The sequence below is a fragment of the Francisella philomiragia subsp. philomiragia ATCC 25015 genome, assembly GCF_000156715.1.
Classification (GTDB): Bacteria; Pseudomonadota; Gammaproteobacteria; order Francisellales; family Francisellaceae; genus Francisella; species Francisella philomiragia.
The window spans coordinates 131,912-152,382 of the sequence record NZ_DS999316.1 but is presented as its reverse complement, the minus strand read 5'-3'; the positions used below and the strand labels follow the sequence as shown (position 1 = coordinate 152,382).

Below are 20,471 nucleotides of genomic sequence, written 5' to 3'. Positions count from 1 at the left end.
GTGTCATATAAGTTTATAACACTAAAAATGTAGTGTTTCAATACTTTAGCATCAAAAAACTCTCTCTAAAACCTCTTTTATGCTGTTTACAGGTGTTATTTCGAGTTTTTCAAGTATTTCTTTATCAACGTCAGCTAAATTTTTGACATTTTGTTTAGGAATCAAAACTTCTTTAATTCCTCCCCTTAATGCAGCTAAAAGCTTCTCTTTAAGACCTCCTATTGCTAAGACATCTCCACGTAGAGTAACCTCTCCTGTCATAGCAATATCATTTCTAACAGGCTTGTTTGTATATACAGAGACCAAAGCTGTAGTCATTGCTATACCAGCACTTGGACCATCCTTTGGTGTAGCACCTTCAGGAACATGTATGTGTATATCTTTTTTCTCATAGAAATCATCTTCTAACCTATAGTCTTTCGATATCGAACGTACAACACTAAAAGCAGCATCAATAGATTCTTTCATTACATCACCAAGACTACCAGTATATTTGACTTTACCCTTGCCAGGCATTGCCAGAGCTTCTATAGTTAATAGCTCCCCACCAACAGATGTCCATGCTAAACCTGTGACCTGACCAACTTTAGGTTTAGCATTTTTGATACCATAATCAAACTGATGTACACCAAGATAATCCTCAAGATTGTTCTGAGTAATCGAGACTTTACCATGCTCAGGATCTTTAAGAAGATTTTTAACAGCCTTACGACACACGCCATCTATTTTTTGCTGTAAATTTCTTACACCAGCTTCTCTTGTATAGTATCGAATAATATCAAGCGTTGCTTTAGGCGTAAAATTAATCTCATTTTTTGTTAAGCCATTATTTTCTAATGCTTTTGGTACTAGATATTGTTTAGCAATCGCTTGCTTTTCAATTTCTGTATAGCCTGATAAATGGATAATTTCTAATCTATCGCGTAATGCAGGATCTATATCAAGTGAGTTTGCTGTAGCAACAAACATTACTTTAGATAAATCATAATCAATTTCTAAATAGTGATCATTAAATGTACTATTTTGCTCTGGATCAAGCACCTCTAATAACGCTGCAGATGGATCTCCTCTAAAGTCTGACGAAATCTTATCTATCTCATCAAGTAAGAAAAGAGGATTCTCAGTTTTGGATTTGATTATCTTTTGGATAATTTGACCAGGCATAGAGCCTATATATGTACGACGATGACCTCTAATTTCTGATTCATCACGCACGCCACCTAAAGCCATACGCACATACTCACGCCCTGTTGCTCTAGCAATAGACTGTCCAATAGATGTCTTACCAACTCCCGGAGGTCCTACTAAACAAAGAATAGGCGCTTTTGCATTAGTATCTCTTTTGATCTGAACAGCTAGATGCTCAAGAATCCTTTCTTTAACCTTCTTGATACCATAATGATCTTTCTCTAGAACCTTTTCAGCTAAATTAATATCTTTTTTAACTTTTGCTTTTTTGCCCCATGGTAATGAAAGTATAGTCTCAATATAGTTTCTAGACACTGCAGATTCAGATGAAGAAGGAGGCATTGCTTTAAGCTTCTTAAGCTCTTTTAAGCACTTCTCTTTAGCTTCTTTTGACATCTTAGTAGCTTCTATTCTACTTTTTAGAGCCGTCACTTCTGACTCTTCATCAGCTTCGCCAAGTTCTTTGTAAATAGCTTTTACTTGTTCATTTAGATAGTATTCACGCTGATTTTTATCTACTTGAGACTTAACTCTATCTTTAATTTTAGCCTCTAATTCAAGAATTTCTAATTCTTCATATAAACAAGATAAGAGTAATAGAGCTTTATTTTTAATATCTGTAGCTTCTAGAATTTTTTGTTTTTTGGCAATCTCAGTATTTAGAATAGTTGAGATCTCGTATATAAACTTATGAGGCTCTTCTGTATTTATAAGCGTAGCTAAAGATTCTTTTGATACTTTACCACTGATATCAACAAATTTTTTAAGTGAATCAGTTATTGATAACAAAATCGCTTTTAGCTCTTTATCAATCTGACTTGGATCATAATTATCATCAATATGAAGACTATCTAAATTTGCATAGATACAGCCATCAATACTTTCATATTTAGCTACCAATCTCTTAGCTATACCTTCAACTATGATTTTCAAACTACCATCAGGAAGTTTCATAATTTGAACAACTTTAGCTAAAGTACCAATATCATAGATATTATCTACAACATCACCAGAGCTAGAGCCATTCTTTTGCGTAGCTAATAAGATATAATTATTATAACTATTAGATGCCTGCTTGACAGCTTCTATAGACTTCTTACGACCTACGTTTAGAGGCAGAGTCATCGAAGGATATATAACTACATCTCTTAAAGGAATAACAGGAACGACATTTAGGACTTCTGACATAAACTTACATTCTCCTGTAGATTTTTTAGATTATCTCTTTTAATTGTTTTTGCTGTTGTGCTTTAGTCACAAGAATTGGCTCTTCTTGTTCTAATATGACTTTATCATTAATGATAACTTTCTCAATATCATCCGATGATGGTACATGGAACATTACTTCAAGAAGCACATTTTCAAGAATTGTTCTCAAGCCTCTCGCACCTGTCTTTTTAGCTATTGCTTTTTTAGCTATCTCAACAAGAGCTTCATCACTAAATTCAATAGCTACATCATCAAACTTAAACAGTTTGACGTATTGTTTGATTAAAGCATTTTTAGGTTCTGTAAGAATTTTAACCAAATCTTCTTCTTTAAGCTCATTAAGAACTGTAACAATTGGCAAACGCCCAATAAGCTCAGGAATAAGACCGAATCTAGTTAAATCTTCACTTTCCACTTTCTGCATTAATTTTTCAGTATCTAGGCTATTTTTTTGCTGGATAACATCCGCATTAAATCCAATACTAACTTTATCCATTCTATGCTTAACAACTTTTTCGATACCAGCAAAAGCTCCACCACAGATGAATAATATATCTGAAGTATCAACCTGAATCATATCTTGGTTTGGATGTTTTCTACCACCTTTAGGAGGTACAGATGACACTGTTCCCTCTATAAGCTTCAATAGTGCCTGTTGAACACCTTCTCCTGATACATCACGAGTTATCGATGCACTTTCAGACTTACGTGCGATCTTATCTATCTCATCAATATAGATAATACCTTTTTGAGCTTTGGCAACATCAAAATCAGCATTTTGTAATAAGCGAACAATGATATTCTCAACATCATCACCTACATAACCAGCTTCTGTAAGAGTAGTTGCATCAGCTATAGCAAAAGGAACATTCAAAAGCTTAGCTAATGTTTGGGCAAATAATGTTTTACCAGAACCTGTAGGGCCTATTAACAATACATTACTTTTCTTAAGTTCTGTATCATCATCCTTTGTAGTATTTGAAGTAATTCTTTTGTAGTGATTATATACAGCAACTGATAATACTTTCTTAGCATTATCTTGACCAATAATATAATCATCTAGATATTTTTTGATTTCAATTGGCTTAGGTAACTTCTCAAATGATGCATCTTCTGCAGAAGTTCCTGTCGCATTATGGATTTTATCTGCACATTTACTGACACATTCATTACAGATATTGCCATCACGGCCTGCGATAATATTTTTGACTTCTTGTTGTGATTTACCACAAAAAGAACAGTATAGAATTTTAGCCATCTTATTAAATTAGACTTCCTTTAATTATTTAATAATTGCTTCACGAGACTCAATCACATGATCGATAAGACCATATTCTTTTGCTTCATCAGCCATCATAAAATTATCTCTATCAGTATCTCTGACTATAGTTTCTAAATCCTGCCCAGTATGATGAGCTAGAACTTTATTTAATCTATCTTTGATACGCAGAATATTTTTTGCATGAATTTCTATATCAGAAGCTTGACCTCTGAAACCACCTAGTGGCTGGTGAATCATGATCTGTGAACTTGGTAAGCTATATCTTTTACCTTTTGCGCCACCTGCTAATAGTAATGATCCCATACTAGCAGCCAAACCGATACAAATAGTATTCACATCTGGTTTGATAAACTGCATAGTATCGTACACACCCATACCAGCTGTAACCATACCACCCGGAGAATTGATATAGAAATATATATCTTTGTCAGGATCCTCTGACTCCAAAAAAAGTAGCTGTGCGATCACTAAGTTAGCTGAATGATCATTTACCTCACCATTTAAAAAAACTATGCGCTCTTTTAATAGTCTTGAATAAATATCAAAAGCTCTCTCACCACCAGCTGTTTTTTCGATGACAGTAGGAACTAAGTTGTTAGTTATCATTTATAACCTCTCTTTATAAACTAGTTTAGAAACCAGCTTGTTGAGCTTGCATATTTTCTTTAATAACTTCGAAGAAATCTTCTTGCTTTTCAGTTACTTGAGCTTGAGATAGTACCCAATCAGTTAGCTTATTTTCAATTACTAAGCCTTTAAGATTTGAAATTTCTCTATCATTCTTTTTGATTTGCTCTTTAGTTTTTTCTGGCTCTTCATAAGCTTGAACTAACTCATCTAATAAGCTCTCAACTTCTGCATCTTCAGCTTGGAATTTTTGAGACTCTATAATACTGTCAAGTATTAGACTAGTCTCAACTTTTTGCTTAGCATTAGCTTCAAATAAGTTATCTGGTAATTGGTTAACATCAAAATTTTGACCGCCGCCCATTTGTTTAACTAAATTTTGTTTAGCTGCATCAATTTCTCTTTTGATTAGAGCTTTTGGAGTTTCAAACTCAGCGATTTCTCTTAAACCTTTGAAGACTTGATCTTTTACTTTTCTTTGTAAGATGAACTTAAGCTCACGTTGCATATTTTCTTTGATTTCATCTTCAAAAGTATCTACGCCACCTTTAACACCAAACTTAGCAACAAACTCATCATCAACTTCTGGTAATTGAGCTTCTTGAATCTTCTTAACAGTGATATCAAAAGTAGCTTCTTTGCCAGCTAGATCTTTGTTTTGGTACTCTTCTGGGAAAGTAACTGTGATAGTTTTCTGCTGATCCTTGTTCATACCGATGATACCATCTTCAAAACCTGGAATCATTTGACCAGAACCAATTACTAATTCTTGATCATTAGCTGAACCGCCTTCGAACACTTCACCATCTCTCTTACCAACAAAATCAATCACTACTTTGTCATCTTTTTGTACAGCTCTTTCTACTTCTGAGAATGTAGCTAACTGTTTTCTAAGATTTTCGATCATTTGCTTAACTTCTTTGTCAGTTAGCTCAACAACAGGCTTTTGAACTTCAATTTTTTCAAAACCAGTAACTTCAAACTCTGGGAAAAGCTCAAGATTAGCAACAAACTTAAGAGGCTCACCTTTTTTATTTTCTTTTAACTCTACTTCGATACCAGCTACAGCTAATTTCTCATCTTGAATAGCTTTAGAGTATTTTTGAGGAATCAAGTCAGAGATTACTTCCATACGGATTTGCTCACCATACTTCTTCTCAACCATACCAGCAGGTACTTTACCAGGTCTGAAACCATCCATCTTGATAGTTTTTGCTGTTTTGTTAATTTCTTTTGTAACGATACTATCAACTTCATTAGCTGGTACTTCGATCAATAGTGAACAATGGATACCTTCTTTCTTCTCTACAGTAACTTGCATTATTAAGTTTTCCTTTTATTTATTTAACGATTTTCTAGTAGCAAATTTTAACTATCATCTATTAGATTGTCTATATGTTTATTATTAAATATATGACAAGCCAAAGCATTTGTTGTAAAATCTAGCTATTTTCTACAAATTTAAGCGACTTATGGTAACTGTAATTATAAGTATTTGTTTATTAATATCACCTTTTATAATAGCGTTTTTACACTCTAGTATTATATATGGCAAACATAATGCAAACACCTACGCTAACTACTTTATTGTTTTCAATATAAGCCTGTACTCTTGTATCAACAGTTTTACATATTTAGTAGATGGGGATAGTATTAGTAAATTTCAAGGATGGATTTATACCCCTGCTGTTTTTCAGATTGGAATCTTTGAGTTAGCCATTTTTTTATTCTCAATTTTAGCACTATTTAAAAGTAGAAAGTTCAAAGCAGCTTGTTTGATATTCTTTGCTATTTATACATTATTAGATGCTCTTACGCTATTTAGTGGTCAGATTTATAGTCAATATGTTGAGGCTGTGTTCTTTATTAATATTACAACAGCTTTAATAGCCTATATTTTGTATAAAATATTAGATAGAAAAATAATATCTCTATAGAATAGTTTCAATCTCGTTTATTAGTTTATCTATCTCATCAGTATTTTGCTTAATTTCATTCACTAGTTCTAATGGTGATTTATGTTCGATTGTTTCAATTTTGTTAGGATTTTTAGCTGATATATCATAGTCTTTGATATCTGCGACATTTATTATCCAGCTATTTTCTGTAAGTTTACGCGACTGCCAAATTTCTAAGAACTCTGCAAAATGCTCAAACTGAATTGGTTTATTTTTAGTTAGTTTGTACGGTGGTGTTATTTCATAATAGAAAATATCTGTAGTGCTACCCTCTCTATCAAAGAAAATCACATTTGTCTTAACACCACTATACGGTAAAAATACCCCAGCAGGTAATGAAACTATAGTATGAACATTATAGTTTTCAAGTAATTCTTTTTTGACATTTTTAAAAGCATTATTTGTCTGGAAAAGCACACCTTCTGGCACAACCACACCACATCTGCCACCTAACTTTAAACTTTTGTAAATATGTTGTAAAAACAGCAGCTCAGTAGCATTTGATTTGATTGGGAAATTAGTTTGAATAGTTGCTTTTTCTTTACCGCCAAATGGTGGATTAGCGAGGATAATATCATAGCGATCTTTCTCCTCAAGACTACGAATATCTTTGACAAGAGTATTTGCCTTGTTAATATTTGGCGATGTAATACCATGCAAAATCATATTCATCACACCCATTACATACGATAAAGGAGTTTTTTCTTTACCAAAGAAAGTCTCTTCATTAAGAAATGCAAGTTGTGTAGTTGATAACTCTTTACTATACATATGCTCATAAGCATCTATCAAAAAACCACAAGTCCCAGCTGCTGGATCATAGACAGTTTGACCAGCTTGAGGATTAACTACATCTACGATAGCCTTGACTAATGGTCTTGGCGTATAGAACTCACCACTATTACCACCATCAGAACCCATTTCTTTAAGTAGATTCTCATAGATTTGCGATAGCTGGTATAGATCTTCTTTTTTATTAAAGTTTAGCTCATCAATTTCATTGATAACATCGCGTAGAGTATGACCACTAGCTACACGGTTATCTATATACTCAAATACTGCGCCTATTTTATATTTTAGAGTTTTGACATTTTCATCTATAGATTTAAAAGATTTCAGATATGGAAAAAGCTCTTTATTAACAAACTCTAATAAATCATCACCGCTATCAGCATTGATAACATCAAGCTTGCCATCTGCACCTTTGGGAGCTGCCCAAGTATTCCAGCGATATTTTTCATCTAGGACAAATATGTACTCTTCACCTATTAGCTCTGCCTCTAGAGATTTTTCATTTTCATAATCATTTAAGAATTTTAAAAAAAGAATCCAGCTGACTTGCTCAGTATAATGCATCGCACCGCTGATTCCGTCATCTCGTCTTAGTATGTCTGTTATTCTATTTATCTTTGATTGCATTTTTGTTCTCAAATTTTGGGTTTAATTCATCTAATTCCCATTTCAAAGAATTTAGTTGAATATATTTTACAATTTCATTATATGATTTTTCATTTCTAATTATATGTTCATAATAATTTCGTTGCCACAAGCGTTTATCAAATGGTTGCCAATTTTTGGTTTTAACACCATTGATGTATGCGTTGGTTGTCATGGTTTTAAACCATTGAATTATTTTATGTAGGGGCGTACCTGCGTGTTCGCCCTTTTCTAATTTGGGGTCAACACATAGGTTGACCCCTACATTTGATTTAACATCATTACAAATATGAATTACACAATGAAAATGGTTTGGCATAATCACATATTTACCACATTGAATATTTGTAAATTTATTTTCTAAATCATGGTAAATTTCATCAATCATTAATCCTGCATCATTTAAACACATCTGACCGTCAATGATATCACCAAACAAACATTCACGATTATTGACACATATTGTGACAAAATATGCACCATTCGATGAATAATCATAATGTTGCAATCGTAAATTTTTACGATTTTTAAAATATTGTGTTTGGTTATTTTGGTTTGTCATATATTCCAATATTTTTATTTTTTATTGTAGGGGCAATCCCTCGTGGTTGCCCTTGTACCCATTATTTTGAATCCATCATAAAACGGGTCGGCACAAGGCACGACCCCTACAATTAAATATTACAACTCCCCACGAAATGCCTTATCTAAAATACTGGCTTTTAATGCCTTTAAATTCTCTAATTTCTGCTCATTTAATTGCTTAATCTTATCAACCTTTGTAGCAATACTATCCAAATACTCTACGGTTTGTTGCTGGATTGGTAGAGAAATATCAGGAACTTGAAGATTTTCTATCATACTTTTTGTAATAGCTTCTCTAGTTGCTCCACCAGATGAACTAAACAATAACTCAGTTTTTTTCATCGGCGATATTAAATAATAATGTAGGAATTTAGATATAAAACTATCATTCAATCTGATTATTGATACATGCTGATTAACTCTAGCAGGTAAGGCACTTTCACAGACAACACAACATCTTGCTACAGATGCTCCTGTAATATTTAGCAAGACATCATCCTTTTCAACAATTACATTTTTCAATTTATCAGCTTGACTATCATCTATAAACGCTAAGCCTTTTTTAGAAAAACCCATATCATGAACATTCATACTCCTAATTAAGCTGGTACCTTTTTGCTTATATGCTTTTTGTCCACCTTTAGGAGTAGCACCGCTACCTATCTTAATTGTTATATCTTTTAAATTTTTATATGAATACTCCCCCTCCAACTTTTTAAAAGTCTTATCAAGGGTGCTAGCCATTAAAGTATTGGCATTTGTGATATTTTGTTGGTGTAATTCTATCGCCTTATCAATCTTCTCAAAAAGACTATCTAGCTTGGCAACTATGCGCTTTTGCTCGGCTAGTGGTGGGAGGGGGACTAAATGCTCCTTATAATCCCTATAATAAATATGAGGTATTGTAGTGCCACTAACATATTTACCGAAATCAATGACTAAAAGTAAAAAGTATAAATATTTAATATCTATGCAATTCTTTGGTAGCAAATACTGTAATGTCCCTATAACAGATGATTTGCTATCTAGCATCGTAACCCTACCAACACCTGCTCCATCTTTAATTATAGAAATATAAGGCTCTTCACGATGAAAAAAACTAATGTTTTTTATAAATCCTTTTGCTCCATAAATAGGATATTCACCATCTTCATTTTCTATTTTTTTTAAAGATAAGTTAGATGATGCTTTATCGCAAACTTTTTCTAATTTTTCCCACTCCCACCCTGCTGGCAGTTTGTATAATTCGCTCATTTTTTTGTTTTTTCCATAACACTTTAATATTGGGTCGGCATAAAACCAAACTCTACATAATATTTTTTTGTAGGGGCAATCCCTTGTGGTTGCCCTTACACCCATTATTTTAATTCATCATAAAATGGGTCGGCACAAGGCACGATCGCTACAATATTAACTCTCTATCTTAGACTTAATAAAATTGTACATCTTCTCAATATCTTCTGATATTTCTTCTTTAGGTATTTGATTTATAATTTTATCTAATATCTTTTCATTAAAACCATTATCATCATTATATAAAGGTTGTATAAAATCTTTTATATCGGCTATTCTTAGATCTTCAGAATCATCTATGGATTTTAAATTCTCAAATTTTAAAGAAGGAAATTTACTTTCAAGCTCTTTGTACTTATTATTAGTTTTTAACATTGTCTTACTTACTAAATAATTTTCTATTTCTCTAGCTTTCCAACTTAATATATACGGTTTTTTACTATACTTATTAAAATCTTTTTTTTGCTCTTGAGATAATTTAATACTTAAATCATCATCTATAGTATTACCATCTAAATCATCCCTATCACAAATCAAAAATGCGCTAGCGGTTACTTTATTATCTTTTTTGTCTAATACTTTTTTAATAAATTCAATTTTATTTTTAGCAAAAACATCTCTATTATCTTGATAACTTGAAGATTTTTCATAAACCTCTATGTTATCAAAAATAGTAGAACTCCCTTCTGGAACCTTTATAGCAACCAATTTTTTAAAAATAATCCAATCTATATAATTATCAATTAACACTATATTAGTTTTCGTTTTTAGATACTTTACAATTACTTCCTCATTATCCTGCTTTAGATTGGCAAGATTAATCATTCTAGAATTTAACTCTTTTAACTTTAAAGTATCATGCAAAACACCTTTTTCAACATATTTTATACAATCTAGACAAGCATTTAAAATTGTTTCTGAGATATGAGAGGTTGCTATACATTTTCCCTCTATATGATCTAAACATTCCCATATTTTACTAATATTTTTATAGTGCAAGTGAGAGTCAACTTCATCAAAAAGAAATATTGTTCTATTATCATCAAATAAATCTATCATCGCATAAATTGCTAATAACTGATATTCACCATCACTTAAGCTATTAAGCTCTACTCCATCTTTAAATAAAAGATTAATATCTGTAAAATCTATTAAACTATCTTTAAATATAGAAAAAAATGAGGAGATCTCTTCTATATTTTTACTAAAAATATCATATATATTACTTGCTTTTATTTGAACAAACTCTTTAGGAATCGAATCTTGGAAATCATAATTTACATAACCATTAAATTTCAATATTCTTTCTAAAAATAAATTAAGAAAAGATCTTCTAATAGATTTTAAATCATATTTTTCTTTTTCCTTTTCCAAGCTTCTCTGAATTGTGCCTACATAACTTTTTGGTATTTTAAGCTTAAAATATAATCTAGTTGTTAAATCATATTTAACACTCGACTCAGAGACCAATCTTTTTTTCTTTAAGAACTCTCGTACTAAACCATTTTCTTTCAAAGAGGTCGCAAAAAAAACTAATACAAAAACCCAACTACTATTAAAATAGAAAGTATTTATAATACTGTTTTCTTGATTTATTATTTTTTTCTTATTCTCTAAAGTTAAATGTTTAAACAAATATGTAAACGATTCATTCATTCCTGAACTAAATCCTACAATTCTAACATCTTTTTTATAAGAATAAGTTTTGAATATTGACTCTAGTATAGCTGATTTACCTGATCCATTTTCTCCAATCAAAATTGTTTGTTTTTTTGTTATATTTAAGCAAATTTTATTTTTTATGTTTTTATGAGGAATTATAGTTAAATGATTCTTTATCACCTATAAATCTCCCTCTGCAACTGCAAATAGCTTTCTTTTAACTGTGCCATACCACCAAAATCATTGGCAAGCTCAGAAACTGTACCAAGACCACTTAACTCAACTAATGACGGTAGTCTTTTTTGCTCTAGCTCGACTACGCCATCTTTTTTATACTTATCTAAGACAAAAAGTAGAAACTCCCTCGCCTTAGCATTTTGTAACTGCTGTATAAACTCTGATGACTCTGCAGCAACTGCCCTTTGCTCACGAGTGATGATATCTTTACTAAAAACCAGATGATTTAACACATCATAGATATCACTATCTTTTGCTTTAAAGATTGCTTTGATATTGTCAATATTTTGTCCAAAGCTTAGCATCTCTTCAAGCTTAGCTAGTAGTGTTTGCCTATATTTAGGGTTTGCCCAAGCATCTTTGAGAGCTTGCTCATTATGCTGACAATATTTACCTAGTACACCTATTAGTTGCTCAAGATATTCTTGTGTTGCAATCGGTCGCCCATCGACACCAACATAACTAGTCTCTATATCTAGTACTTTAAGCTTACGCCCTTTGATTGTGATATTGATTGGCTCTTGCTTGGTAGGTTCTTCATTATCTTTAAGATTTTCTATAGGGTCTTTTTCTTTAACTTCTTTTGTATCTTCTTTTGGCTTACCATCAGCTTTGACATCTGTAACCACATCAGCAACACCATCCCAATCTTTGTCATAGAACTTATCACTAGCTTTGACAAAATCTAAGATTGTAAAGAAATCTTTACCTTCAAAAGTTCGTGTACCACGCCCAATTATCTGCTTAAACTCAATCATTGAGTCTATCGGTGCTGTTAGGACGATATTACGGACATTTTTAGCATCTACACCAGTAGTTAGCATTTTTGAAGATGTCAAAATCACAGGGATATCTTTATCATTATCTTGAAACTGCTCAAGGTAATCACGACCAATTTGTCCTTCATCAGAAGTCACACGCACACAGTAGTCAGGGTTTTTGACTTTTTTAAAGTTATCTATAGCTAGCTTTAGTTCTAGAGCATGATTTTGATTTTTACAAAATACGATAGTCTTATCCATCTTGTTAATGTTATCTAACACAGTTTTTGCGATTAGCTCATGGCGTTGTTGGCTGGTGATAGTCTTCTCCCAATCGCTGATGCCGTAGACTTTATTTGGTAAATCTCCATCTACACTATCATGCGTGTTTGGTCGATATTCATCAATATTTGTTGTAATGCGTTTAACCTTGTATGGAGTCAAAAAACCATCATTGATACCATCTTTGAGCGAGTACTCATAAATAGGATCTCCAAAGTAGCTATAAGTATCACCATTGACATCCCTCTTAGGTGTAGCTGTCAGCCCTAGATGTACCGCACTAGAGAAATACTCAATAATATCACGCCACGAGCTATCATCATTGGCACTACCACGATGGCACTCATCTATAATTATCAAATCAAAGAAATCTGCTGGATATTGTTTATAGTATGCTGTTAGGCTGTCATCTTCACTATCTGTAGCTAAATACTGACGATTTTTATTCTCTGCAACTGCTTGATATATCGCAAAAAAGACATTGCCACTTAGTGGCACTTTACCACCGTTTTTCTTAATTGATACACCTTGTAATCTTTTACAATCATTCTCTATAGGATTAAACTCATTCATAGCTTGTTCTATCAGGATATTTCTATCAGCTAGATATAAGATCCGTGGTTTTTTATTACCTATATCGTTTTTTCGCCATCTTGACTCAAGCACTCTATATGCTATCTGAAAGGCTATATATGTTTTACCAGTACCAGTCGCTAGAGTTAATAATATTCTATCTTGCCCACTACTAAGAGCATCTATAGTTTTTTGTACCGCTATCTTTTGATAATAGCGTGGTGCCTTTGTACCATCCGAGAAAAACTCTTGTGTAACGACATTTTGTCTAATTTTGTTGATATTTGGATATTTACGCTCAAAAAGTTCTCTAGGTGTTGGAAACTCATCTATATCTTGGCTTTGCCCAGTTGGAATATGATACTCAAGGATATTATGCCCATTTGTAGAGTAAACATATTCAACATCTAACGCCTTACCATATTCAATAGCCTGTTGTAAGCCTTGCTTATAGTTTACACCTTCTTTTTTTGCCTCAACTATAGCTAGATTTATATCTTGATAACGAAGTAAATAATCCACATATTTTTTCTCGCCTCTGGCTCCACCAGCTTGTTTACGACCATCTGTAAAATAATATTCACGGGTAATACTACGTTCATCCCAACTACTATCTTTAAGTTTTGGGGTTATGAGTTTTGCTTTGGTATCTGCTTCAGAATATGACATTTAGGAGATTTTTAATCACATATATTTTATATAATATGATTAATGATAAGATTTTTCTATAGAAAATTAAGAGTTACAGTGAGCAAGCTTCAGGTTGACAATATCTAGATTTGATAGCTTCGAGAGCTTCTACATAGATAATATCCATCTCTTCTCTAGAGCCTACACCACCACCAATTTCAAATAATTTACCATCACTTACGCCATAAATAGCTGCATGAATTGTGAAATTAAGACCTTTTGCCCAAGCATTCTTAACAACTGTAGTTTTACAAAGATTTAAAGCTTGATGAATCGCGTTTAACTCACACATCATATCAACTTTTTTCTTCATATACTCTTCTTCATTACCTTTATAGCAAGCTAAAGCTTCTTCAATAAACTCTTTATTCTGTTCTTTAACTTCATGGATAGATGTTAGCCAGTTATCAATCAAGCCATAGCTCTTATCTTTAACAACAGTCTCAACACCACCACAAGCATAGTGACCACATACTATAATTTTTTTAACTTTTAAAACTTCTACCGCATACTGCAACACCGACAAACAATTTAAATCTGTAAGTGAAACAACATTTGCAACATTACGATGTACAAAAACATCACCAGAAACCAAACCACAAACTTGGTTAGCAGGTACACGACTATCAGAACAACCTATCCAAAAATATTCTGGAGATTGGCCTTTTGATAGAGTTTCAAAAAACTCAGGATTAGTTTTTTTGATTTGTTCAGCCCAAGCTCTGTTGCCTTTAATTAATTCAGAAATATTGCTCATTATTAGTCCCCTTACATATAAGTGAATTTTTTTTCATGTATTAATATACTATATTAGTACTATAAAATAAACATTTTTTTATAATTGCTATAGCAATGTTACTTCGCCATGCAAAGAAGTAGCGAAAGCACTTTTGATCTCTAGTAGAGAAATATTAGATTGACCTAGTAAATAAAAAAGCTTAGCAAACGCCGCTTCATCAGTCATATCATGACCTGAAATCACGCCAACATCAATCAGTCCTCTTGCGACTTTGTATGTAGCCATTTTGACACTACCATACAAACACTGCGTACAGTTCACTATCACAATACCCCTATCACTAGCCTTTTTGAGAGTCGCATAAATTTCTGGATCATTCATCATATTACCAGAACCATAAGTCTTGAGGATTAATCCCTGTAATGGTTGCTCAACAATAGCTGATAGCATATCACTATTCATACCAGGATAAACTTGTAGTATCGCAACTTTAGGAATTGTAAACGTATCTAAATTTGGTATATTAAATGACCCTTGTCTCTGCCATAATCTTTTTTGCTTGACTGCGATGTCTATACCAACTTTTGCTAGAGTGGGATAATTCGGAGATCCAAAAGCATCAAAATCTGTCGCTGATATTTTCGTAGTTCTATTACCACGCATTAGCTTTTGATTAAAATAGACACAAACTTCTTTGATATTATCATTGCATGCAAAAATCAAACTATTAAGGATATTTGATATAGCATCTGACCTGATCTTGGAGATTGGTATTTGTGAGCCTGTAACAATAACTGGTTTATCAATTTCACCCAATATAAAAGATAATACCGATGCCGTATAAGCAAGAGTATCTGTACCATGCAAAATCACAAAACCATCATAATTAGCATAATTATCCAATATATCTTGTGCTAGCGAAATCCATCTTTTAGGATCAATATTTGATGAATCAATAAGATCACTATATTCTTTGATCTCGAACTCTGGCATATCATAATGATAAAAATCTCTAATCCCAGCGATTGTTTTTGTCAGATATCCTGCTTCAACATCATAGCCTTGCTCAGTACTAATCATCCCGATAGTACCACCAGTATATAAAACTAGAATTTTTTTATTAGAGTAATTATTCATATTTATTTTCCTGTCAATTCAGCGATTGCTTTATTTGCCAACTCATCAGCCTTTTCATTACCTTGATTACCACTATGACCCTTTACCCAGCTCCAAGTTACATTGTGTTTAGTTGTCAAACTATCTAGCTCTTGCCAGAGATCTTTATTTTTGACTTCTTTTTTAGCTGCTGTCTTCCAACCATTAGCCTTCCAATTTGCTAACCATTGGTTAATACCATTTTGAAGATACTTAGAGTCTGTATAGATTGTTATATCGCATTTTCTTTTTAGCGCTTGTAAAGTTTTGATTGCTGCCATGAGCTCCATTCTATTATTCGTTGTATCTTTTTCGGCACCATAAATCTCTTTATCAACACCGTTATAACTCAAGATAGCTCCCCAACCACCTATACCTGGATTACCTTTACATGCTCCATCTGTATAAGCAATTACATTATTTTTCTTTGTGAAAATTCCCATATACTTCCTTAGCACAACCACCACTGTATATTTTAGCCACTTCTGACTTTGTAGGTTCTTTGATTAGCTCTCCGACACTAAGCGGATCAACGGAGAAGTAATTATCTTTCTTAAAAACCACTACAAAATATTTACTAAAAATTCTTTTGAACATATTTACTATGAAGTTACCAGTATAGTTTATTAACCTAACTCGCTTACTAATAAAGCCATTTGAGATAAATCTAGATAATAAACTGTATAGGCTAATATTGCCCGAACAAGCGACAATAACTTCACCATCATCTGCTAGACAGAAATGAAGCTGATTGAATATTGCTTTCATTAAAGCAGGACAATTTATAAAACTCTCATCTAATATGATAAGATCAAAAAACTTATGCTCAAAAGGCCAAGCTTCCACATCAAATACACACCCTAGCGGAGGCTCATTTTTTAGATAGCCCGAACAAGCCACGAGCTTCAGAACATTTATCTTATAAAAATAGTTTTGCTCTTTAGCTGTGATAATAAGAGCCTTCTTATACCATCTTTGACTTAAGTATCTGGTGATAATACGCTCTTTATTTGTCATCACGAACCTACTAAGCTTCTCATTCTATCAAAATAGTCAGGGCATGTTTTGCTAACCGCCCCTGCATTATTTATCACAACACCATCATATCTTAATCCTAACAATGCTAACGACATAGCGATACGATGATCATTATGACTATCAACTTCAGCTGGTTTAAATTTGCTTCTTGCTGGAGATATTAAGATACTATCTTGAGTTGTCTCAACGTAGATACCAAGCTTTGTAAGTCCTTCTGCTATAGCATCGACACGATCTGACTCCTGTCCTCTAGTATGACTAAGTCCTGAAATATGAGTATCAGAATTTGCAAAGCATGCAATAGCAGCAAGTGTCATAAAGGTATCAGAAAAATTACGCATATTTACTTCTATACCACTTAAACTATCTATACCTATAACTTCTATACCATCATCAAAGTAATTAACCTGACAACCTATTTTCTCTAGCACTTCTAAAAATTTAATATCGCCTTGCTTAGATTTTTGAGTAACATTCATAACCTTAATAGCTGAACCTGTAATCGCTGCAAACGCCCAAAAATACGATGCAGTCGAAACATCAGGCTCAACAACATATTTATCTGGAGAAACATAACTAAAGTTATTTACACTATAAATATTTCCATCAATATTTACATTTATACCAAACTCAGCCATTACTTTAGCTGTCATGTCTAAATATGGCTGTTTATGATCTGTGATAGAGTTTAGTTGCAGGCCCTTTGTCATAAATGGTGCTGCCATAAGCAATCCTGATGCAAACTGAGAACTCTTAGCACCATCTACTTCGATATCACCACCATTTAAAGACTTCGCCTCAATTGTAAGAGGCATAGCATGCTCTTTTTGATGATAAAGTGCTGACATGCCTAGCTTTTCAAGTGGTATCAATTGATCTGCTAAAGGTCTATCCATCATTCTTTGCTTTGCATATACATAGTATTGACCTGTAGTTTGTATAGCCAACATAGGAATTATAAATCTTGTCAAAGTACCAGACTCATTACAAAATATTTTTGCATTCGAGTTGGCAAATTTTCCACTACACCCTTGGATAACCAAAGTTTTAGATTCTTGATTATGCTTTAGTTGACAACCTAGCTCTTTTAACGCGCCGACACATGCTAATACATCAGCACTATTAGGCAGATTTTCAAATGTTGTTTGACCTTGTGCCATAGCAGCAATTATCAAAGATCTGTTAGATATACTCTTTGAACCATCTAAATAGACTAAGTGTTTTACTTTTGATTTTACTTTAGGTATAAAATCTTTCATTTAACAAATAAATAAAAACTATATTGATGATTATATTAACATAAGTGATACTATTTTTTTGAATAATTAACCATCCACAATAATAAAAACTAAGACTTATTTTTGATAGCTTTTCTGAGCTTAACAAGCGCTTCTTCTTCGATTTGTCGTACTCTTTCGGCAGAAATATTATACTTAGTGGCCAGATCTTGAAGAGTTGCTTTTGTATCAAGCAAATAGCGCGACATAATAATGTCTTTTGTACGTGTATCAAAACCACTTATCACATCTTTTACTATTGCCTTGAAATTATCATAATAATCTTGTTGAACTATTTGATGTTCTATATCTGAAGATTTATCTTCTAAATACAAGCTTTGTTGATTAGACTGCCCACCCTCATCATCAGTATATGGTAAATCAAGACTTGCATCTCCTTGACACATTCTCTTTTCCATCTCGATAACTGTTTCTTCTTTGACACCTAATTCTTCTGCTAATTGTTTGATGTCTTCTGAGCTTAACCAACCAATCTTATCTTTACTACTTCTAAGATTGAAAAATAACTTACGCTGAGCTTTTGTAGTAGCTACTTTAACAATCTTCCAGTTTTTAAGAACATAGTCATGCATCTCTGCTTTAATCCAATGCACTGCAAATGATACTAATCTAACACCTTGATCTGGATCAAACTTACTCACAGCCTTCATAAGACCAATATTACCTTCTTGGATAAGATCTGCTATCGATAAGCCGTAACCCGAAAAATTACGCGCGATTTTAGTAACAAAACGTAGATGCGATAAAACAAGTTGCTGAGCCGCATCTAAATCTTTTTGATATTTATAGCGTCTAGCAAGTTCCTGCTCTTCTTCTACAGATAGTATCGGCAATGAGTTAACAAAGTTAAGGTAAGAATTTAGGTTATTATCAGATACAACTGGTAACGATTTGCCTTTTGCAACTGGTAATAATTTTTTTGTGGTCATATAGCTCCCATAAGACAAGAATATACTATCGGTAGTAATATGCCTGCTTCAACTGATTGATTTGAGCTTGTTGTTGCTCTATGATTTTAGCAAATTCCTGCTGTTGTTGAGTCATCATCGCATATAATTGAGCAATTTTTTGATCTTGAATAACCATATACTCCTCTAATCTTTTAACTGCATTTTTCTTCTGCATTATTTTAGCAATTTTTTGTTGAGCTTGTTTTAACTGCTCCAAGCTTATCCAACCAGTATCGCCATTGTCTTTATTAACCACTTCACACCAGTTATTTTGCTTACAATAAAAAATGTTGTAATTATCTTGGCTTTTGAAATAAATTTGCCCAGTCACTTCAGATGACTGATCATCCTTTGCATATATGTCTACAAGCTTGTCTGACTGTTGCGAAGCCTCAATAACTTTAGGAGCTTGTGCAGGTTCACTCTTTGACATTGCAAAACTAGATGACATCCCCAAAGATATAGCTAACGAAGCTAATATTATTTTTCTCATTTATTAATCCTTAATTCAATTTCTCACTTAAATTATACACTATTTGACTATATAAGAGACATTAATAAATATTAAAGTATTGGCATATCTTCTTTTGATACTTGCTTAGGAAGCAAAGATTCTCTATTTAAACCTAGTGCTACAGCCACAACACCTGCAACATATATAGATGAGTATGTTCCAACTACAATACCCAAAATTAAAGCCAATGAGAAGTTATGCACAGAGCTACCACCGAATAGATAAAGCACAACTACAACCAACATCGTTAATCCAGAAGTTAAAATTGTTCTAGATAAGGTATCGTTAATACTTTTATTAACTACTTCAACTACATTGGCATTACGCATTTTTCTAAAGTTTTCACGCACTCTATCGTAGATTACAACTGTGTCATTTAGTGAGTAACCTATCACTGCTAATATAGCTGCTAACACAGTCAAATCAAATTCTAGTTGAAATGCTGCAAATATGCCTAGAATCACAATAGGGTCATGTATCAACGCAACACATGCACTAATACCAAACTTCATCTCAAATCTAGCACTGATATATATCAAAATACATACCATCGCAATTATGATTGCTAAAACACCATTACTAGCAAGCTCTTTACCTACTTGTGGACCGATATAATTAACACTCAAAACTTTAGCATCTAGAGAGCTCTCAACCTGTTGTTTAAGATACTGTTGAGCACTATCTAAACTACTAGTTTTTGAATTAATTTCATCTGGTGTGAACTTAATAAGATAATTATTATTTTCGCCAAAAGTTGTAACTGTAGTATGTTCAAAACCAACTTTAGCCAATTTTTCAGATATTGTTGCTGAGTTTTGTAAACTAGTTGCTTGAATCTGTACCTGATAACCACCTGTAAAATCTAAACCAAGATTTAGTCCTTTTGTGAATATGAAAAATAATGACACAACAATCATTAGAACAGAGAAAGCTGTTGTATATTTTTTTATTCCTAAGAAGTCTATATTTGTTTTTTGTTTGAAAAATTCCATT

General features: G+C 32.8%; 18 protein-coding genes. 1 reads left to right on the top strand and 17 read right to left on the bottom strand.

Annotated features, from left to right (window positions below; genetic code table 11):
* Positions 1-51: 51 nt before the first annotated feature.
* The 4 genes from lon to tig are packed head-to-tail and all read right to left on the bottom strand — an operon-like array spanning position 52 to position 5,627.
* On the bottom strand, positions 52-2,376 hold the full coding sequence (gene lon, locus FTPG_RS06095; protein ID WP_004287552.1) for an endopeptidase La: 2,325 nt from the start codon (positions 2,374-2,376) through the stop codon (positions 52-54).
* A gap of 25 nt (positions 2,377-2,401) precedes the next feature.
* A complete protein-coding gene (gene clpX, locus FTPG_RS06090; protein ID WP_004287551.1) occupies positions 2,402-3,655 on the bottom strand; it encodes an ATP-dependent Clp protease ATP-binding subunit ClpX in 1,254 nt (417 codons plus the stop codon).
* Between the two features lie 24 nt (positions 3,656-3,679).
* Positions 3,680-4,285, bottom strand: a complete 606-nt coding sequence (gene clpP / locus FTPG_RS06085; protein WP_004287550.1) for an ATP-dependent Clp endopeptidase proteolytic subunit ClpP — start codon at positions 4,283-4,285, stop codon at positions 3,680-3,682.
* Between the two features lie 25 nt (positions 4,286-4,310).
* Positions 4,311-5,627, bottom strand: a complete 1,317-nt coding sequence (gene tig / locus FTPG_RS06080; protein ID WP_004287549.1) for a trigger factor — start codon at positions 5,625-5,627, stop codon at positions 4,311-4,313.
* A gap of 151 nt (positions 5,628-5,778) precedes the next feature.
* On the opposite strand from tig, the gene FTPG_RS06075 reads away from it, so the two are divergent.
* Positions 5,779-6,243 carry a DUF6790 family protein gene (locus FTPG_RS06075; RefSeq protein ID WP_004287548.1) on the top strand — a complete coding sequence of 155 codons (465 nt, stop codon included), beginning with the start codon at positions 5,779-5,781 and terminating at the stop codon, positions 6,241-6,243.
* On the opposite strand, the gene FTPG_RS06070 is transcribed toward FTPG_RS06075, so the two are convergent.
* From FTPG_RS06070 to secF, 13 genes are all read right to left on the bottom strand, one after another.
* A complete protein-coding gene (locus FTPG_RS06070; protein WP_004287547.1) occupies positions 6,238-7,683 on the bottom strand; it encodes a type I restriction-modification system subunit M in 1,446 nt (481 codons plus the stop codon). The genes FTPG_RS06075 and FTPG_RS06070 overlap by 6 nt on opposite strands.
* Positions 7,664-8,263 carry a transposase gene (locus FTPG_RS06065; RefSeq protein WP_035722528.1) on the bottom strand — a complete coding sequence of 200 codons (600 nt, stop codon included), beginning with the start codon at positions 8,261-8,263 and terminating at the stop codon, positions 7,664-7,666. Before FTPG_RS06065 ends, FTPG_RS06070 begins: the two co-directional genes overlap by 20 nt.
* A 119-nt stretch (positions 8,264-8,382) precedes the next feature.
* On the bottom strand, positions 8,383-9,540 hold the full coding sequence (locus tag FTPG_RS09980; RefSeq protein ID WP_035722525.1) for a restriction endonuclease subunit S: 1,158 nt from the start codon (positions 9,538-9,540) through the stop codon (positions 8,383-8,385).
* A gap of 156 nt (positions 9,541-9,696) precedes the next feature.
* Entirely contained in the window at positions 9,697-11,421 is a 1,725-nt protein-coding gene (locus tag FTPG_RS06055) for an ATP-binding protein (RefSeq protein ID WP_004287544.1), read from the bottom strand.
* Positions 11,418-13,763: an EcoAI/FtnUII family type I restriction enzme subunit R gene (gene hsdR, locus FTPG_RS06050; RefSeq protein WP_004287543.1), complete on the bottom strand. Its 2,346-nt coding sequence runs from the start codon at positions 13,761-13,763 to the stop codon at positions 11,418-11,420. The genes FTPG_RS06055 and hsdR overlap by 4 nt, the downstream gene beginning before the upstream one ends.
* 73 nt (positions 13,764-13,836) lie before the next feature.
* The gene (locus FTPG_RS06045; protein WP_004287542.1) at positions 13,837-14,541 is read right to left on the bottom strand and encodes a carbonic anhydrase; all 705 of its coding nucleotides are present in this window, start codon (positions 14,539-14,541) and stop codon (positions 13,837-13,839) included.
* Positions 14,542-14,628: 87 nt separating this feature from the next.
* Entirely contained in the window at positions 14,629-15,660 is a 1,032-nt protein-coding gene (ansA, locus tag FTPG_RS06040; RefSeq protein WP_004287541.1) for an asparaginase, read from the bottom strand.
* A gap of 2 nt (positions 15,661-15,662) precedes the next feature.
* Positions 15,663-16,121 (bottom strand): ribonuclease HI, encoded by a 459-nt coding sequence (gene rnhA, locus FTPG_RS06035; protein WP_035722521.1) that lies wholly within the window; start codon positions 16,119-16,121, stop codon positions 15,663-15,665.
* A complete protein-coding gene (locus FTPG_RS06030) occupies positions 16,096-16,695 on the bottom strand; it encodes a class I SAM-dependent methyltransferase (RefSeq protein WP_004287539.1) in 600 nt (199 codons plus the stop codon). Before FTPG_RS06030 ends, rnhA begins: the two co-directional genes overlap by 26 nt.
* Positions 16,695-17,975 (bottom strand): 3-phosphoshikimate 1-carboxyvinyltransferase, encoded by a 1,281-nt coding sequence (aroA, locus tag FTPG_RS06025; protein WP_004287538.1) that lies wholly within the window; start codon positions 17,973-17,975, stop codon positions 16,695-16,697. The genes FTPG_RS06030 and aroA overlap by 1 nt, the downstream gene beginning before the upstream one ends.
* Before the next feature lie 89 nt (positions 17,976-18,064).
* Complete coding sequence (gene rpoH / locus FTPG_RS06020; protein WP_004287537.1) at positions 18,065-18,943, bottom strand: RNA polymerase sigma factor RpoH; 879 nt, start codon at positions 18,941-18,943, stop codon at positions 18,065-18,067.
* A 25-nt stretch (positions 18,944-18,968) separates the two neighbouring features.
* Positions 18,969-19,457 (bottom strand): SH3 domain-containing protein, encoded by a 489-nt coding sequence (locus FTPG_RS06015; RefSeq protein ID WP_004287536.1) that lies wholly within the window; start codon positions 19,455-19,457, stop codon positions 18,969-18,971.
* 71 nt (positions 19,458-19,528) lie between these two features.
* Positions 19,529-20,470 (bottom strand): protein translocase subunit SecF, encoded by a 942-nt coding sequence (gene secF, locus FTPG_RS06010; RefSeq protein ID WP_004287535.1) that lies wholly within the window; start codon positions 20,468-20,470, stop codon positions 19,529-19,531.
* Position 20,471 lies beyond the last annotated feature (1 nt).

What these genes read in the sequence shown, in the direction of transcription:
- secF (WP_004287535.1), bottom strand. Translation starts at nt 20,470, where the DNA reads ATGGAATTTTTCAAACAAAAAACAAATATAGACTTCTTAGGAATAAAA.
- tig (WP_004287549.1), bottom strand. Translation starts at nt 5,627, where the DNA reads ATGCAAGTTACTGTAGAGAAGAAAGAAGGTATCCATTGTTCACTATTG.
- FTPG_RS09980 (WP_035722525.1), bottom strand. Translation starts at nt 9,540, where the DNA reads ATGAGCGAATTATACAAACTGCCAGCAGGGTGGGAGTGGGAAAAATTA.
- hsdR (WP_004287543.1), bottom strand. Translation starts at nt 13,763, where the DNA reads ATGTCATATTCTGAAGCAGATACCAAAGCAAAACTCATAACCCCAAAA.
- clpX (WP_004287551.1), bottom strand. Translation starts at nt 3,655, where the DNA reads ATGGCTAAAATTCTATACTGTTCTTTTTGTGGTAAATCACAACAAGAA.
- lon (WP_004287552.1), bottom strand. Translation starts at nt 2,376, where the DNA reads ATGTCAGAAGTCCTAAATGTCGTTCCTGTTATTCCTTTAAGAGATGTA.
- aroA (WP_004287538.1), bottom strand. Translation starts at nt 17,975, where the DNA reads ATGAAAGATTTTATACCTAAAGTAAAATCAAAAGTAAAACACTTAGTC.
- rpoH (WP_004287537.1), bottom strand. Translation starts at nt 18,943, where the DNA reads ATGACCACAAAAAAATTATTACCAGTTGCAAAAGGCAAATCGTTACCA.
- FTPG_RS06045 (WP_004287542.1), bottom strand. Translation starts at nt 14,541, where the DNA reads ATGAGCAATATTTCTGAATTAATTAAAGGCAACAGAGCTTGGGCTGAA.
- rnhA (WP_035722521.1), bottom strand. Translation starts at nt 16,121, where the DNA reads ATGGGAATTTTCACAAAGAAAAATAATGTAATTGCTTATACAGATGGA.
- FTPG_RS06015 (WP_004287536.1), bottom strand. Translation starts at nt 19,457, where the DNA reads ATGAGAAAAATAATATTAGCTTCGTTAGCTATATCTTTGGGGATGTCA.
- ansA (WP_004287541.1), bottom strand. Translation starts at nt 15,660, where the DNA reads ATGAATAATTACTCTAATAAAAAAATTCTAGTTTTATATACTGGTGGT.
- clpP (WP_004287550.1), bottom strand. Translation starts at nt 4,285, where the DNA reads ATGATAACTAACAACTTAGTTCCTACTGTCATCGAAAAAACAGCTGGT.
- FTPG_RS06075 (WP_004287548.1), top strand. Translation starts at nt 5,779, where the DNA reads ATGGTAACTGTAATTATAAGTATTTGTTTATTAATATCACCTTTTATA.
- FTPG_RS06070 (WP_004287547.1), bottom strand. Translation starts at nt 7,683, where the DNA reads ATGCAATCAAAGATAAATAGAATAACAGACATACTAAGACGAGATGAC.
- FTPG_RS06030 (WP_004287539.1), bottom strand. Translation starts at nt 16,695, where the DNA reads ATGACAAATAAAGAGCGTATTATCACCAGATACTTAAGTCAAAGATGG.
- FTPG_RS06065 (WP_035722528.1), bottom strand. Translation starts at nt 8,263, where the DNA reads ATGACAAACCAAAATAACCAAACACAATATTTTAAAAATCGTAAAAAT.